General features: G+C 38.8%; 14 protein-coding genes. 7 read left to right on the plus strand and 7 right to left on the minus strand.

Features of this window, described 5'->3' with window-relative positions:
- Nucleotides 1–2: 2 nt before the first annotated feature.
- Nucleotides 3–1,346: a sodium:alanine symporter family protein gene (locus tag LQU94_RS06555; protein ID WP_230696898.1), complete on the plus strand. Its 1,344-nt coding sequence runs from the start codon at nucleotides 3–5 to the stop codon at nucleotides 1,344–1,346.
- 38 nt (nucleotides 1,347–1,384) lie between these two features.
- Here LQU94_RS06555 and LQU94_RS06560 read toward each other — a convergent pair whose 3' ends face one another.
- The 6 genes from LQU94_RS06560 to sufC form a co-directional block, all read right to left on the minus strand.
- Nucleotides 1,385–2,572 carry an aspartate aminotransferase family protein gene (locus LQU94_RS06560; RefSeq protein WP_230696899.1) on the minus strand — a complete coding sequence of 396 codons (1,188 nt, stop codon included), beginning with the start codon at nucleotides 2,570–2,572 and terminating at the stop codon, nucleotides 1,385–1,387.
- Nucleotides 2,573–2,653: 81 nt separating this feature from the next.
- Entirely contained in the window at nucleotides 2,654–3,079 is a 426-nt protein-coding gene (gene sufU / locus LQU94_RS06565) for a Fe-S cluster assembly sulfur transfer protein SufU (protein ID WP_230696900.1), read from the minus strand.
- Nucleotides 3,066–4,313, minus strand: a complete 1,248-nt coding sequence (locus LQU94_RS06570) for an aminotransferase class V-fold PLP-dependent enzyme (RefSeq protein WP_230696901.1) — start codon at nucleotides 4,311–4,313, stop codon at nucleotides 3,066–3,068. Before LQU94_RS06570 ends, sufU begins: the two co-directional genes overlap by 14 nt.
- Entirely contained in the window at nucleotides 4,297–5,331 is a 1,035-nt protein-coding gene (locus tag LQU94_RS06575) for a SufD family Fe-S cluster assembly protein (RefSeq protein WP_230696902.1), read from the minus strand. The genes LQU94_RS06570 and LQU94_RS06575 overlap by 17 nt, the downstream gene beginning before the upstream one ends.
- Complete coding sequence (gene sufB, locus LQU94_RS06580; RefSeq protein WP_230696903.1) at nucleotides 5,332–6,744, minus strand: Fe-S cluster assembly protein SufB; 1,413 nt, start codon at nucleotides 6,742–6,744, stop codon at nucleotides 5,332–5,334.
- Entirely contained in the window at nucleotides 6,737–7,495 is a 759-nt protein-coding gene (sufC, locus tag LQU94_RS06585) for a Fe-S cluster assembly ATPase SufC (RefSeq protein ID WP_230696904.1), read from the minus strand. The genes sufB and sufC overlap by 8 nt, the downstream gene beginning before the upstream one ends.
- Nucleotides 7,496–7,695: 200 nt before the next feature.
- On the opposite strand from sufC, the gene mutY reads away from it, so the two are divergent.
- The 3 genes from mutY (at nucleotide 7,696) to LQU94_RS06600 (ending at nucleotide 10,678) form a co-directional block, all read left to right on the plus strand.
- Complete coding sequence (gene mutY, locus LQU94_RS06590; RefSeq protein WP_230696905.1) at nucleotides 7,696–8,760, plus strand: A/G-specific adenine glycosylase; 1,065 nt, start codon at nucleotides 7,696–7,698, stop codon at nucleotides 8,758–8,760.
- A complete protein-coding gene (locus tag LQU94_RS06595; protein WP_230696906.1) occupies nucleotides 8,738–9,295 on the plus strand; it encodes an NUDIX hydrolase in 558 nt (185 codons plus the stop codon). The genes mutY and LQU94_RS06595 overlap by 23 nt, the downstream gene beginning before the upstream one ends.
- Before the next feature lie 231 nt (nucleotides 9,296–9,526).
- On the plus strand, nucleotides 9,527–10,678 hold the full coding sequence (locus LQU94_RS06600; RefSeq protein WP_230696907.1) for an iron-containing alcohol dehydrogenase: 1,152 nt from the start codon (nucleotides 9,527–9,529) through the stop codon (nucleotides 10,676–10,678).
- Nucleotides 10,679–10,718: 40 nt separating this feature from the next.
- Here LQU94_RS06600 and LQU94_RS06605 read toward each other — a convergent pair whose 3' ends face one another.
- Nucleotides 10,719–12,428 (minus strand): DEAD/DEAH box helicase, encoded by a 1,710-nt coding sequence (locus tag LQU94_RS06605; protein ID WP_370631507.1) that lies wholly within the window; start codon nucleotides 12,426–12,428, stop codon nucleotides 10,719–10,721.
- A 148-nt stretch (nucleotides 12,429–12,576) separates the two neighbouring features.
- Here LQU94_RS06605 and LQU94_RS06610 point away from each other — a divergent pair, with 148 nt between their 5' ends.
- From LQU94_RS06610 to LQU94_RS06620, 3 genes are all read left to right on the plus strand, one after another.
- Nucleotides 12,577–13,701, plus strand: a complete 1,125-nt coding sequence (locus LQU94_RS06610; protein WP_230696908.1) for a 5-bromo-4-chloroindolyl phosphate hydrolysis family protein — start codon at nucleotides 12,577–12,579, stop codon at nucleotides 13,699–13,701.
- A 9-nt stretch (nucleotides 13,702–13,710) separates the two neighbouring features.
- The gene (locus tag LQU94_RS06615) at nucleotides 13,711–14,835 is read left to right on the plus strand and encodes a toxic anion resistance protein (RefSeq protein ID WP_230696909.1); all 1,125 of its coding nucleotides are present in this window, start codon (nucleotides 13,711–13,713) and stop codon (nucleotides 14,833–14,835) included.
- 68 nt (nucleotides 14,836–14,903) lie between these two features.
- Complete coding sequence (locus LQU94_RS06620; RefSeq protein ID WP_230696910.1) at nucleotides 14,904–16,340, plus strand: YdiU family protein; 1,437 nt, start codon at nucleotides 14,904–14,906, stop codon at nucleotides 16,338–16,340.
- The last annotated feature ends 322 nt before the right edge of the window (nucleotides 16,341–16,662 follow it).

Raw genomic sequence — 16,662 nt, forward strand, 5'->3', positions numbered from 1 at the left:
ATATGAAAGGCTTATTTGATATTCTGCTGGCCATTTCCAACTGGATTTGGGGTATCCCTATGTTGGTTCTATTGGTTGGTGGTGGTGTTATTATCACTGTTTATCTTGGATTCTTCCAATTTAGACATTTAGGTTATATTTTGAAACAAACTTTTGGTCGTATGTTCCAAAAATCAGAGGGAGACGGTTCGGTTTCTGCTTTCCAAGCGGCTACTGCAGCTTTGGCTTCTTCTATTGGGGCAGCCAATATCGTTGGGGTTCCTGTAGCCGTTGCTACTGGTGGTCCTGGTGCGATTTTCTGGATGTGGATGACCGCTCTTGTTGGTTGTGCTACGAAATTTGCGGAAATTAGTTTGGCGATTAAATATCGTGAAAAAGAAGGGGAAAACTTTGTTGGGGGACCTATGTATTATTTGAAACATTCTCCTATTCCAGCCTTTGGTACATTGTTCGCCTTCTTCCTAATGATTGAGTTGGTTCCTTCGATTGCGACCCAAGCTCTTTCTTTTACACAAACGGCTGAAACGATTGGTATTCCTCCAATTGCCGCAGCAGCTGTCTTGGCGATTTGTGTTGCTTTGGTTGTTTTTGGTGGAATCCAAAAAATTGCTAGCTTTACAGAAAAATTAGTACCTTTTATGGCTTTGTTATTTATTCTTGGTGGATTGGCTGTAATTTTAGCGAATGTAACTCATTTGCCTGCCGCTTTCTTAAGTATTTTTGAAAATGCCTTTACACCTACTTCTGCCATTGGTGGTTTTGCTGGGTCTACTGTTGCCGCTGGTATCCGTAATGGTATGAGCCGTGGTGCTTATTCTAACGAAGCGGGTATGGGTACTTCTGCCATTGCTCATGCAACAGCAACAACAGACCATCCTGGTCGCCAAGCGATTTGGGGTACTTTCGAAGTATTCGTTGATACAATCATTGTATGTACTATTACAGGTCTTGCTATTCTTGTTACAAATACTTGGACACAAGTTGAAACAGCACAAGCAGCTTCTATGCCATCGGTTGCATTCCAAAGCCTACTTGGTCCAACCATTGGTGGTGGAATTGTAACTATCAGTATCTTATTGTTCGTATTATCTACGATTATCGTAGTAACATATTACGGCGAACGCCAAGGATCTTTCTTATTTGGTCCTAAATTTGGCGTATTTATGCGTTGCGTTTATATCGCTTCTATCTTTGCAGCGATTTTACTTGATTTAAGTACTTTGTACCAATTCCTAGACTTAATGTTAGCTTGCTTAATCGTACCAAATATGATTGGTCTATTGCTAATGTTGCCTGAGGTTAAGGAAATCAAGGACGACTTTGTAAAACGAGAAAATTTGGAATAATTTTTTCATAAGAAAACCTCCCTATATAGGGAGGTTTTTTATTTTTTCAATATTTCTCGTAAAGCCGTTACAAAACGATCGATTTCTTCTTTTGTGATAACAAAGGGAGGCAGCATTCTCAATACATTTTCTCTAGTACAGCCTGCTATAAATCCCTTTTCTAGAAGTTTTTCTGGAATGTCTGTACATGGCTCTTTGAAAGCAATTCCTACAATCAATCCAAGTCCGCGAATTTCTTCGATTTCTGAGAATTCTTCTTTTAGTTCTTCTAATTTTTCACGGAAATATTCCCCTTTTTCTTGAACCATTTCCAACGTTTCTTCTTTGTTGATCTCCTCTAAAGCTACACTTACTGCCGTAGCGGCAATGGGATTTCCTCCATAAGTGGTACTATGATCTTTTTGACCCATAATAGAGGCAAATTCTTCTTTTGCCAATACGGCACTGACGGGAATCCCGTTTCCTAAGGCCTTTGCTAAAGTCATAACATCGGGCTCTACGTCAAAATGTTCGTAAGCAAATAATTTTCCTGTACGGCCCATTCCACATTGAATTTCATCAAAAATCAAAACGGCATGGTGTTTGTCTGCCAATTCTCTTGCTTTTTCCAAAAATTCTTTCGTGGCTACATTGACGCCGCCCTCTCCTTGGACCGGCTCCAAAATAATGGCTGAAGTGTGGTCGTTTACAGTTTCTTCCAACTCTTTTACATTGTTGAATTCAACAAATTTGAAGGATTCTTCCGATTCTCCAAATCCATCCTCAAATTCCATACTGTCGGTTACTTCAATAGCGGAAGAGGTTCTTCCATGAAAGGATTTTTTCATGGCTACAATTTCTCTTGCCTCTGTATCTTTACTATACATATGGCAATATTTTCTTGCTATTTTTAGGGCCCCTTCATTGGCCTCCGCTCCAGAGTTTACAAAATATGCTCTATCGGCAAAGGAATATTCTACCAACTCGTTAATGGCTTTTTCTAAGGGCTCATTCAAAAAGTGATTGGGTACAAGAATGACCTTATCGATTTGTTCCTTTAGAGCTTCTTTGAATTTTGTATTGCTATGGCCTAGGGCATTTACTCCTATGCCACCTAAAAAATCTATATATTTTCTCCCTTCTGTATCTACTAAAGTAGAATCGTAGGCATAGGAAATTCCTATGGGTTCTTTTTTCGATATGGGGATTCGTTTTTCTTTTAATTCTATCCATCTATTTTTTTCCATATTTTCCGCCTCCTATTTACTTATGCCCTTTTCTTTCCTTTTTCCGACAAAAAAACCGAGGATTTCCCTCGGTTTCTTTTCTTATTTTTCTAAAATTCCCTTTAAGGTATACCATGGCAATACGGCACATTTTACCCTTGCTGGAAGTTGGGCAATTCCTTGGAAAGCTACAGCGTCTTCCAATGGTTCCAACTCTTCTTCCTCAACGGCTACGCCTTTGATCATATTAATAAATAGATCTGCCATATCAATGGCCTCTTGGCGAGATTTTCCGCGAATGGTATCGATCATAATAGATGTGGATGCTTGAGAAATGGCACATCCTACCCCTGTGTAGGACAAGTCTTCCAATACATCTCCGTTCATTTTAATTTGTAGAGTAATTTCGTCGCCACAACTTGGATTGTGTCCCAATTCCTTGTAGGTTGGATCGTCTAAATCCCCTTTGTTATGGGTGCTGCGACTTTCTTCCATAATTAGAGTGGTATAAATTTCATCGAGTGCCAAGGCCCATCAACCTCCTTACTTCGTCTAGGTTTTTAAGGAAATATTCTACCTCTTCCATTGTATTGTAAATGGCAAAACTCGCTCTACAAGAGAAGTTCATTCCCAATTTACGATGCAATGGTTGAGCACAATGGTGACCAGAACGAATTGCGATTCCTTTGGAGTCCAAAATAGAAGCCACATCGTGTGGATGAACTTCTTTGAAGTTAAAGGTTAATACGGCTCCTCTTGGTCCCTTTGGTGTCGTATAGATTTCGATATCCTTCATTTCCTTCATTTGCTCGTAAGCGTAATCCATTAAATAGGATTCGTATTCGTAAATTTTATCCATTCCTAAATGGTTCAAATATTCCACAGCCGCTGGTAGAGAAGCCGCCGCTCCTACATCTTGCGTTCCCGCTTCAAAACGGCCTGGTGCGTCTAGGAAAGTTGTGTGATCTTCGTAAACATATTCAATCATATCTCCACCATATAAGAATGGTTTTGTTTTGTTTAGAAGCTTCAATTTTCCGTACAATACGCCACTTCCCATAGCCGCCAACATTTTGTGGCCACTAAATACAAAGAAATCTGCGTCTAAATCTTGTACATCCACTGGTTTGTGAGGAGTGGATTGACAACCGTCAATAACACAAATTGCGTCTTTGGCATGTTCTCTTACATGGGCAATCATTTTCTTCACTTCTGGCATAGTTCCCAATACGTTGGAAGATTGTGTAATGGCAAATAATTTTACCTTTTCATTTACTTTTAAGGTAAATTCTTCCCATGGAATTTGTTTGTCTTCATCTAAATACATGAAATTTAATTTCGCGCCGGTTTTTTCTGCTACATATTGCCATGTTACCAAGTTGGCATGGTGTTCCATAATAGAAATTAGGATTTCGTCCCCTTCTTTTAGGTTTTCCAAAGCCCAAGAATAAGCCACTAAATTCAAACTTTCTGTGGCATTTCTTGTAAACACAATTTGATCGGCAGAAGGTGCGTTAATAAAGTCTGCAATAACTTGTCTTGCTCCTTCATAAACTTCTGTCGCTGCCATAGATAGACGGTGAGCTCCACGGTGTGGACCGCCGTTGGCGTAGCTATAGTAGTTGTTCATGGCTTCGATTACGGATTTTGGCTTCTGTGTTGTAGCGGCTGAATCCAAGTAAATCAAAGGTTTTTCTTTTGTGTGAAGTTCCAAATAAGGGAAATCTTTTCGGATTTCTTTTATCTCAGCTTGCGTAAACATTTTTTCTCGCCTCCAAGATTCTTTCCATTGATTCGTAGATTTCTTCTCGAATGTCTTCGTATTCAATGGCATCAATAGTTGGTGCAAATTTTGCATCAATGATTAAGCGTTCGGCTTCTTCTTCACTAAATCCACGGCTCATAATGTAGAACAACAAGGAGGAATCAATATGCCCTGCTGAGGCTGCGTGATTTCCTTCTACATCGTCTTCATGGGATAGTAGAGCTGGTACAGACAGACTTCTGGCGTTTTCGTCTAATAGAATCGCGTATTCTTCTTCGTTTCCAACGCTTCCAGAAGATTTTTGGGCAAAGTCTAGACGACTTTTGAACACTTTGTAAGCATGCCCCATTAAAGCGCCATTTACTTGTAAATCCGATTGGCTTTCCTTTCCTTCATGCATTACATCGTATAGAAAATCCAATTCTTGTTGATCTTTTGCTAAATACATGGCTTGAATATTTCCGGAAGATTTTTCTCCTTTCAAATATTCACGAATGTTTGCCGCTACATTGGCTTCGCATAAAGCGTAGTAATAAAGATCTAAAGTGGCTCCTTCTTCTAAAACTACGGCCAAGGACAGTAAGCTTACGGTATCTTTTTCGTCCATATTGGCTAAATAGATTTTTCCGTGGGCATTTTTCCCAATGTGAATTCTATAAAGGGAAGAGTGGAACGTGCCCGCTTTTTGAGAAGTGGAAATATAACCTTGTACGGAATCTCCTTCTTCTACAATAAAGTCAACGGTTTCAATTAGAATCTCTTCAGATTCTCTTTTGATTTTTCCAAAGTCCCCTGTGTTGTATTGTTCATATTTTGTTGTATGGTTTTCATGGAGTTCTATGACTTCTGAGCTTAAACCATATTCGTAGTTTTCTAAGAATTTCGCTTCCTCCAAGTTTTCTCCTTGAGGAAATTCCCATTCTCCTAAATCCATTTTCTTTTCGTTTACTCGCAGATATCTATAGGTTTTATAGGCGAGCTCATTTCCTTGGTTGATGATCATTGATTGTTTCATTTAACCGATACTCCCCTCCAACTCTAGACTGATTAAGTTGTTCATTTCTACTGCATATTCCAATGGCAATTCTTTTGCAATTGGATCCGCAAATCCGCGTACAACCATAGCTCGGGCTTCTTCTTCAGAAATTCCTCGTGTCATCAAATAGAAGATAACCTCATCGGAAATTCGTCCAATTTTTGCCTCGTGTCCAAAGTCTACGTCTTTGTTGGCAATGTCAATGGCTGGGATTGTATCTTGGCGACTTTCGTCATCCAACATCAAAGATTCACAACTTACCGTTGATTTTGTTCCAACGGCATCTTTGGTTACTTTTACCAATCCGCGATAGGTACCGATTCCGCCTCCTTTGGAAATGGACTTGGAATTGATAGTACTCTTTGTATTTGGTGCCGCATGAATAACTTGGGCCCCTGTATCGATATTTTGCCCTGCGCCGGCAAAACTAATTCCTGTATATTCGTTCTTTGCTCCTTCTCCCAATAAAACAGAAGTTGGATATAGCATACTTACTTTGGATCCGAAAGAACCAGATACCCATTGAATGGTTCCGCCTTCTTCCACCATGGCACGTTTTGTGTTTAGGTTGTACATATTTCTAGACCAGTTTTCAATGGTAGAATAACGTAACGTCGCGCCTTTTTTTACAAAAAGTTCTACGGCTCCGGCGTGTAAATTCAATGCGTTGTATTTTGGTGCAGAACATCCTTCGATAAAGTGACATTTTGCGCCTTCTTCAATAATAATTAGCGTATGCTCAAATTGTCCCGCCCCTGGTGCATTTAGACGGAAATAGGATTGCAATGGAACATCTACATCCACACCCTTTGGCACGTATACGAAAGAGCCACCACTCCATACGGCGTAGTGAAGCGCTGCGTATTTATGCAAAGATGGGTTGATGCATTTGCTGAAATATTCCCTTACGATTTCAGGATATTCTCGCATTCCAGTTTCAAAATCTGTATAGACAACTCCTTGGTCTGACAAATGCTTTTGAATGCTGTGGTAAACGACCTCAGAGTCATATTGGGCTCCTACCCCAGATAACATAGATTCTTTTTCTGCTTCTGGGATTCCTAATTTATCAAAGGTTTCGCGAATCTCTTCCGGTACGTTGTTCCAGTCATCGGCCAAATCCGCATCGGGATGAATATAGGTGATGACCTTTTCCATATCTACTTCCGATAAGTCCGGTCCCCAAACGGGGTTGTCGATTTCGTGGAATAGACGCAAGGCTTCTAGACGCATTTCCAACATCCATTCCGGTTCATCTTTTTCACGAGAGATTTCACGAACGATTTCTTCGTTTAATCCTTGTTCGGTTTTTTTTCTATAAGTGAAGGGATTTTTAAGATCGTATATTCCACGATCCATCTCTTCGACTTGGGTTCTTTTTTTCTCACTCATTGGCACTCGCCTCTTCTTTCACCCAGTTAAATCCTTCTACCTCAATACGATCTACTAGAGAATCGTCTCCTTCTACAACGATTTTTCCGTTATAGATTACGTGAACGTAGTCTGGTTGGATTTCTTTTAAGATCTCTCTATGGTGAGTAATAATAATGGCTGAATTTTCGCCGTTTAGGTATTCTTTCAAACCTTTACTTACAGTACGAACGGCATCTACGTCCAAGCCAGAGTCGGTTTCATCTAAAATGGCAAGTTTTGGATTCAACATTAACATTTGAAGAATTTCTGTCTTCTTCTTTTCTCCTCCAGAAAAACCTACATTTAGGTAACGTTCTTTGTATTCTGGCTTCATTTGCAATAGATCCATTTTTCCGTCTACTTCTTTGCGGAATTTAATCAATGAAGATTTTTCTCCACGAGCTAGACGACCTTGACGAATAAAGTTTTCTACACTAATTCCCGCAACCTCTTGTGGCGTTTGGAAAGACATAAACAAACCTTTTAAGGCACGTTTGTCCGTAGATAGATCGGTAATATCTTCTCCGTCAAAAATAATTTTTCCTTCGTCCAATGTATAAACAGGGTTTGCCATAATAATATTGGCTAGAGTCGACTTCCCTGAGCCGTTTGGCCCCATAATTACATGGACTTCTCCTGGTCCGATATCTAAATTGATTCCACGAAGAATTTGTTTTTCTCCTACACTTGCTTTCACATTCTCAATCTTTAATAGAGATTTGTTTTCCATTTCTATATAAATCCTCCTCAATGTATTGGACTGTCTACTTATTTTCCTTATTCACTATACCATTATACCCATCTTCCCGTCAATCCTTGCAAAGTAGTAGGATATGAAATTTTTCTGTAATTTTAGCCATCTTTTCATTTTCAAGCATTTTACTCTGAATTAAATCTCCTTTGGTCTGTTATAATGGTAGAGGTGATACTATGATTTCAGAAAAATTATTGAATTATTATGATAGAGAAAAACGAGATTTGCCTTGGCGAGAGAGTCCCACTCCCTACCGAGTTTGGATTTCAGAAATTATGTTGCAACAGACGCGAGCTACGGCTGTAATCCCTTATTTTCAACGTTTCTTGGAACATTTTCCTACAGTTTTTGACTTGGCAGAAGCCCATGAAGATTTGCTTCACAAACTTTGGGAAGGGTTGGGATATTATTCGCGAGCAAAAAATTTGAAAAAAGCCGCCGAGAAAATCGTTTCAGAATATGGAGGAGAACTTCCGGCCTCTTACGAAAAACTATTGTCTTTGCCGGGAATTGGCCCTTATACAGCAGGGGCCATTTCTTCCATTGCCTTTCAACTTCCCGTTCCGGCTATTGATGGCAATTTGCTTCGTGTCTATAGCCGTCGATTTTTAATAGAAGAAACCATTGATAGTGCCAAAGGAAAGAAAAAAATTTTTGCTTTGGCGGAAAAAGAAATTTCTACGAAGCGACCCGGCGATTTTAATCAGGCCTTAATGGATTTAGGAAACAATGTCTGTTTACCAAAAAATCCAAAATGTTCCATCTGTCCTTTGAAGGAAGATTGTTTGGCTTTGGAAAAAAATTGCCAAGAAGAATTTCCCAAACGAAAAGAAAAAATCAAGAAAACCGACGAAAAATGGACGGTTCTTTTATTGGAATATGACGGCGAATTTTTTATTGAAAAACGCCCTTCTAAAGGACTTTTAGCCAACCTTTGGCAATTTCCCATGATTCAAGGCCATTTGAAATTAGAAGATGTAGAAAAATTCTGCCAAGAAAACTTCTATATTCCAAAAAATATCGAAACTCTCCCTTCTTCCTCCCATGTTTTTAGCCATAAAGTTTGGGATTTAATTGGATATAAAATTTCATTGGAGCGAGTTTTGGTTTTGGAAGAAGAAATTCCCTTTGGAGAAAAAACTTGGGCGAAGAAAAAGGATTTAGAGGAAGTCTATGCTTTTTCTTCTGCTTTGACAAAATATCGAGAGGAGGCCATTTATGGAATGGATTCAAAATTATAAGCCACGGGATCGAAAAGAAGAAAAGGACCGGGACCACCTTCTGAAACTTCCCTCTACTTTTGTGGGAACGAGCCGAGATTGCCCTTATCACTTTACCAATTCATCCATTGTGATTGATGTGGAACAGGAAAAACTTTTGATGATTTATCATCCCATTTACGAATCTCTCAGTTGGCCGGGGGGACATATAGAAGAAGGAGAAAATCTTTTTGAGTCGGCCTTGCGAGAATTGTATGAGGAAACGGGGTTGGAATACGTTCAACCTTTAAGCCAAGATCCCATTGGAATGGAAATACTTCCTGTAAAGAAACACCAGCGCAAAGGGGAAAGCGTTGAAATGCATTTTCATGTAAATTTTACTTTTGGTTTTATGGGAAAAGTTCGAGATACGATTTTTCATAACGAATCGGGAAAAGTTCATTGGATTCCTCTAGACTCTTTGGATACTTTTGTAAATGAAGCCCATATGCTTCCCATTTATAAAAAATATATGGAGCGTTTTCAGAAGATAAAAGAGGAAGAAAAAAATAAATGATAAAAATTATCAATTTTCTATTGACCTTGCTTTTTGTCTATGATATATTTTATTTAAGTCATTCATATACCAAATAAAAAGCCCTTGCCTCCAATTTCAGGGCTTTTTTCCTTGTCCAAATTCACTTATCCCTTGCCTCCAACGGGCAAATTTTTTTATAAAAAAAATGAATATTTATGAAAATTAGGGTATAAATTCGACATAAATTAGGTACAAAGAAGGAATACAAAAATGGTTAACATTTTTAGTGTACCAAATCGAATTTATCACGGCGACAACGCCATGGATGTTTTAACAACCCTTGAGGGAAAAAGAGCGGCTATTGTTACTGGCGGTAGTTCTATGAAACGCTTTGGCTTCCTAGATGAAGCAAAAGAAAAATTAGAAAAAGCGGGTATGGAAGTTCTTATTATTGATGGAGTAAATCCGGACCCAACTTTACAAGAATGTTTAGAAGGCGGAAAGAAAATGGAAGAATTCGGCCCGGATTGGATTCTTGCTATTGGTGGCGGTTCGGCTATGGATGCTGCAAAAGCTATGTGGGTTTTCTATGAACACCCAGATTATGATTTTGAAAAACTTGTTGCTTTTGATAATCCACCATTGAGAACAAAAGCTCGCATGGTATGTATCCCTTCTACTTCTGGTACAGCTTCTGAAATTACGGCTTTTTCTGTAATTACAGATCCAGAAAAACAAATCAAATATCCTTTGGTACATCCTGATTTCGTTCCTGATATTGCAATTATCGACCCACGCCTTCCTGCAAAAATGCCACCGTTGATTACAGCTCAAACGGGTATGGACGTTATGACTCATGCTTTGGAAGCTTTGGTTTCTACGGCGGCGGATGATTATACCACTCCTCTTGCTATTCGTGCCATTGAGTTGGTATTCGAAAACTTGAAAAAAGCCGTAGATAACGGCGAAGATATGGAGGCCCGTACAAAGATGCACGATGCTTCTACTTTAGCTGGTATGTCCTTCTCAAATGCTTCTTTAGGAATCGTTCATAGTATGGCCCATAAAATCGGCGGAATTTTCCATTTAACTCATGGAGAAGCCAATGCGATTATGTTGCCTTATATTATCGATTACAATCGAAAAGGCACAGACCGTTACGAATTGATTGAAAATATCCTTGGCGTTGATGATATCGCCGAAGAAGTTCGCAAATTAAATGCGGCTGTTGGTTTAACAAATAATATCAAAGAAGGCAAAAACACAGAAATTTCCGAAGAAGAATTCAAAAAAGTTTTGGATGAAATGTCTAAAAATGCACACGCAGATGCTTGTACTCTTACAAATCCAAGGGAAACAAGTCCAGAAGATATTAAAAAAATCTATGAATGTGCGTATTATGGAGAAAAAGTGGATTTCTAATCCCATACAAAAAGACCTAGCTTTTACGCTAGGTCCTTTTTTATAATCTTCCTCGATTTTCAGAAATCTCTACATGGACTTTTTTTCCACGAATTTTCTTTCCGCTTAGTTTTTTGGCAGCGGTTTTTAAGAATTCTTCTGGCAATTCTACGAAGGTAAAGTTGTCTTTGATTAAAATATTTCCAATGGCTTTTTTAGGGATGTTAGTTTCTTTATGGAAGGCGGACAAAATGGACTTTGGATCCAATCCATCTCGTTTCCCTTTGTTAATGAAAACTCTTGGGCGACGGTCGTTTCTTCCTTTTCCACGACCTTTTCCCCCTTTTTTTCCATTTTTTCCACTACGAGAAAGGCGATATTTTTTCCCAAAGTCAACTTGATCCAACTCCTTGTGAGTTCGCAATCCTTGGGTATCGGCCAACATTTTTAATAAAACCGAAGCCACTTCTACGGCTCCATATTCTTGCAATAATAATTTGTCAATGGAAGCACGATATTTGCTTAAATCTTCTTCTTTTGACAATTCTTTTTGAATGCTATCGATTAATTTTTCTTCAAAAGTAGCCGTAATATCGGAAATCGTTGGAAGCTCCATATATTGCATATCTGCTTTTGTATAGCGAATAATATCTTGCAATTTGTAAACATCTCGGCCTACCACAAAGGTAAAGGCGCGGCCTCTTCGTCCCGCACGGGCCGTACGACCAATGCGGTGTACGTAATATTCTTCATCTTGTGGCAAATCGTAGTTTACAACTACATCCACATTTCCTACGTCGATTCCGCGGGCCGCTACGTCTGTTGCCACCAAAATATCAATGGTGGATTGACGGAATTTTTTCATCACCGTATCCCGTTGGGTTTGTTTCAAATCTCCGTGTAGTCCGTCGGCACTAAATCCACGAGCCGTAAGCTCTGCCACCAAATCGTCTACGCGGCGTTTTGTGTTACAAAATACAATGGTTAGTTCTGGATTGTAAATATCTACCAATCGACTTAAAATTTCCGTTTTCATTGGAGCGGTCATTTCCAGATAGTATTGGGTAATATTTTCTACGGTTAATTCTTTGTGTTTGATTCGGATCACGGCTGGATCTCTTTGATACATTTTGGAGAAATCCATAATTTCTTTTCCCATAGTGGCGGAGAAGAAACAAGTTTGTCTTTCTTCGTTGGTTCCATCCAATATGGTTTTCATATCGTCACGGAATCCCATATCGAACATTTCGTCTGCCTCGTCCAATACAACCATTTTCAATTGGGATAAATCTAAGGATCTACGACGCATATGGTCCATAACACGACCAGGGGTTCCTACTACAATTTGTACGCCTTTTTTTAGAGCGCGCAATTGGCGTTCCATACTGGACCCACCATAGACGGGAAGAATATTTAATCCTTTTTTATATTTTCCCAATTTCATTAATTCGTCTGCCACTTGAATGGAAAGTTCTCTTGTTGGGCACAAAATCAAACCTTGTACATATTTTTCTTTTGTTACCATTTCCAACATAGGAATCCCAAAAGCGGCGGTTTTTCCTGTTCCCGTTTGGGCTTGTCCAATAACGTCCTGTCCACTAAGCAAAGGGCGAATACTCTCCTCTTGGATAGGGCTTGCTTCTTCAAAACCCACTTCTTTTATTCCTTTTAGTATTTGATCCGATAATTCGAATTCGTTAAATCTCAATCTTTGCACATCCTGTTCTTTTTTTCTCATAACAAAAGCAGCCGAGTAGACCTCGACTGCCAAAATCTTCTACTCTCTAGTATGAGGGATAAAAAGAGATTTTGCAAGTAATATTCTTGAAAACTACTTCCCCTTCTTTTTGCAATATTTGACAAATCTTAACTTCTAAAGACCTTTGCTTATGATATGATAATGATGAGGTGGTATATATATGGTAAAGAAAAACAAACTGGCCGATACCGTTGATAAGGCCATTGATAATAACGACTTCTCTCAAGTTTCTGATATTATTGAAAAAAGTGTAGAAGTTGCCATCGACTTAACAAAAACGGGAGCAACGGCTCTTTTTAATGGAATTCAAAAAGGATTAAGAAAAGAAGAAAAAGTAGTTCGTATTCCCATCAATAGAGACCCACGATTTGTAAATCAAAAGGTTCGTATGCCCAATAGTTATTTTTGGTTGCGAAATTTGCTTGGATTTTTAAGCGTATCTTGGGGCCTTGGAGCCATTGGAACATTTGTAGATATGCTCCGTTTCCAATCTCCAGAGGCGCTTTTTGGGATTTTGGTTTGTGTTGTAGCGGCAGTGGCTTCTGGATACGGTACTTTTTGGGCCCACAAACGCATGCTTTTGGAAAAGAGATTTCAACGTTATAAAATTGAGGTAGGAGATAGCCGCGTTTTGGCCATAGATGATTTTTCTACGGCTGTATCTCTTCCTCCTGGTCATGTGGTAGAGGATTTGCAAAAGCTTATTTCTCTCGGCCATTTCCCACAGGGACGCGTGGTGGAAAATGGGCAGCTTTTCCTATTGGACAAGGATGCCTATAAAGCTTATAAGGAAAATTATCGGGATACTATTCATGTAAAGGAACAACCTCGTTCCCTTGAAGAAACGGAAACGGCTCTTCCTGATGATCAAAGGGCTACAGCCATTGTGGAATATATGGAACATTTGGCGAATTTGAAATCTCAAGTGTCCAGCGAAAGATTTCAAGGGAAGATTCAACGCCTCCTTTTGATTTTATCGGCGATCAAAGAAGCCATTGCCAAGGATCATAGTCGCATGGATGATTTGAATAAATTTGTTGACTACTATACGCCAACAACCATTCGTTTGGTAGAAAAATATTTAGAGTTTGAAAAAACTCCCGTTTCGGTATCTAGTTTAGAGAAGTCCAAAGGAGATATTGAAAAATCCATTGAAACAGTTATCTCTGCCTATGAAAATTTATTGGGCGAATTGTATCAAGAAGATTTGTTGGATTTATCTGCCGAAATGGAAGTTATGAATACAGTGTTAACCCAAGATGGGTTGATTCAAAAAGAAAAATAGGAGGAAAATATGGACGAAAATAAAATTAAATTAACCTTAGACGGACTCGATGAAAACGAAGCAATCACCGATCTTACCGTTCAAGAAGAAATACGACTTACGAATGATACTGCCGTTCATTTGACTCCAGAAGAAGAAAAACAAGTAGAAGAATTTGCAAAAACCATTGATTTAACCAATTCTTCTGTGGTTTTACAATATGGTGTGGGAGCCCAAAAGAAAATTTCCAGTTTCTCAGAAAAAACGTTAAATTCCGTTCGTGCCAAGGATTTGGGAGAAGTGGGAAAGCTTCTTTCTTCTGTTGTGACGGAATTAAAGAGTTTTGATGAAACAGAAACCAAGGGAATTCGTGGAATTTTCAAGAAATCTTCCAATAAAATTACCGCGATGAAAGCCAATTACGATAAGGCAGAAAAAAATGTAGACGAAATTGCCCGTGCTTTGGAAAATCATCAAATTACTTTAATGAAAGACATTACTCTTTTGGATCAAATGTACGATTTGAACGAAGAGTATTTTAAGGAACTTTCCATGTATATTCTTGCAGGAGAAAAGAAATTGGAAGAGGTCCGCACAAAGGAACTTCCTGCTTTAATGCAAGAAGCCGATGTTACTGGAGATGGAATCGTAGCGCAAAAAGTTACGGATATGCAAAATTTGGCCAATCGTTTTGAGAAAAAACTTCACGATTTGGATTTAACTCGCATGGTTAGCCTTCAAATGGCGCCACAAATTCGCATGGTCCAAGCTTCCAATACGGTTATGGCAGAAAAAATTCAATCTACCATTGTAAATACCATTCCTATTTGGAAAAATCAAATGGTATTGGCTTTAGGAGTTCATCATTCCGCCCAAGCAGCGGCGGCTCAACGAAAAGTATCGGATCTTACCAATGAATTGTTACGACAAAATGCCGATATGCTAAAAACAAGCACCGTAGAAATTGCCAAGGAATCAGAACGTGGCATTGTGGATGTAGAAACCATTCGTCATACCAACGAACAATTGATTTCTGCTTTGGATGAAGTTCGTACCATTCAAATTGAAGGGCACGAAAATCGCGTAAAAGCCGAACACGAACTGCGAATTATGGAAACCCAATTGAAAGAAAGATTGTTAAATACAAAAGAATAAAAAACGGCCCGAGGAATTCTCCTTGGGCTTTTTTTGTGGAATGGGTATGGATAGTTTAGGTGATGAATATGAAAAAAATACAATGGAATTTTAACAATAGTTACGAAACACTCCCCTCGTTTTTTTATGACAAAATTGATTTGTCCCCAGTAAAAAAAACAAAATGGGTGGTGCTCAATGAAGATTTGGCTCAGTTTTTAGGTTTGGATCCTGAAGCTTTGAAAGAAGAGGGATTTCTTCCCCTTTCTGGTTCAGAGTTTCCCGAAAATGCCAGCCAAATTGCTCAATCTTATATGGGACATCAATTTGGTTTCCCTTCGATCTTAGGAGATGGGCGGGCCCTTTTATTGGGGGAACAAATTACGCCTAAAGGGGAACGCTACGATTTGCAATTAAAAGGAAGTGGCCCTACCCCCTATTCTCGCAATGGAGATGGACGAGCAACGCTACAAGCTATGTTACGGGAATTTTTAATTAGTGAAGCCATGTTTGGGCTAGGAATTCCAACAACCCGCTCTTTGGCCGTTGTTTCCACAGGAGAACCCGTTTACCGAGAAAGGGTAGAAAAAGGAGCCATCTTAACTCGTGTTGCTGCGAGCCATTTACGAGTGGGAACTTTTGAATGGGCCGCCCATAGCCAAATCAAAGAAAATCTAATTTCCTTGGCTGATTACGCCATCCAAAGACATTACCCAGAACTTGAAAACGCAGAAGACAAGTATTTTCAATTTTATTTGGAAGTGCAAAAACGACAAGCAAAACTTTTGGCCCAATGGATGAGCGTAGGATTTATTCACGGAGTTATGAATACAGACAATATGACCATTTCCGGCGAAACCATCGATTATGGCCCTTGTGCCTTTTTGGACGTCTACGCTCCTCAAACGGTTTACAGCTCCATCGATATTTATGGGCGTTATGCCTACGAAAAACAACCTCAAATGGCTGCCTGGAATTTGGCCCGCTTTGGCCAGGCCCTCTCTCCTCTCATTGGAGAAACCCACGAAAAAGCAATGGAACGTGTAGATGGAGCTTTGGAAGAATTTGCCAAAGAATTTCAACGGGAATTCTACCGAATTTATGGCAGAAAACTAGGGCTTTCTCAAGTGGATGGGGACGATCGGAAGCTCATTCACGAATTGTTGGAAATTATGGAAAAAAATTCCACGGATTACACCAATACCTTTGTAGATTTGACTTTAAGGGATTGGGAGCAGGAAATCTATCAAAGAAAAGATTTCTTCTCTTGGAAAGAAAAATGGCTGAAACGTTTGGAAAAAGAGAACCCTGAAGAAGTAGAAAAACGAATGAAAAATAGCAATCCCTATATTATTCCAAGAAACTACTGGGTGGAACAAGCCCTTTTTGAAGCAAAAGAAGGAAATCTGGATCTATTCTTAGAATTATGGGCAGCACTAAAATCTCCTTATGATTACGAAAAACATAAGGAAAAATTTCGATTTTACAAGGAAATATTCGGATACAAAACGTATTGCGGGACATAAATTCTATACCAGTAAAAATAGGGAATTGTATATTTTTATTCTTAAATACTTGTATACTAGTTTGTAAAAATTACAACGAAATTTGCTCAAAAATGGAAATGCGTAGAAAAAAGATAGAAATTAAATATTTGACTATTAAACCTTTGTTTATATTGAATTTTCAATATTTAGACAAAATAACAGTAAATTCCTATAAATTATGTATATAAAATTGATGGGAATTGTAGGTTTTATGAAATTGCAAAAACCCTTGGAAATGTTGAAATTTAGCGTTTTTTTAAGGGTTTTTTAGTGGTATACTAGCAATAGCAAGAAATACTAT

The sequence above is a fragment of the Peptoniphilus sp. KCTC 25270 genome (assembly GCF_021012875.1).
Taxonomy (GTDB): domain Bacteria; phylum Bacillota; class Clostridia; order Tissierellales; family Peptoniphilaceae; genus JAJMZJ01.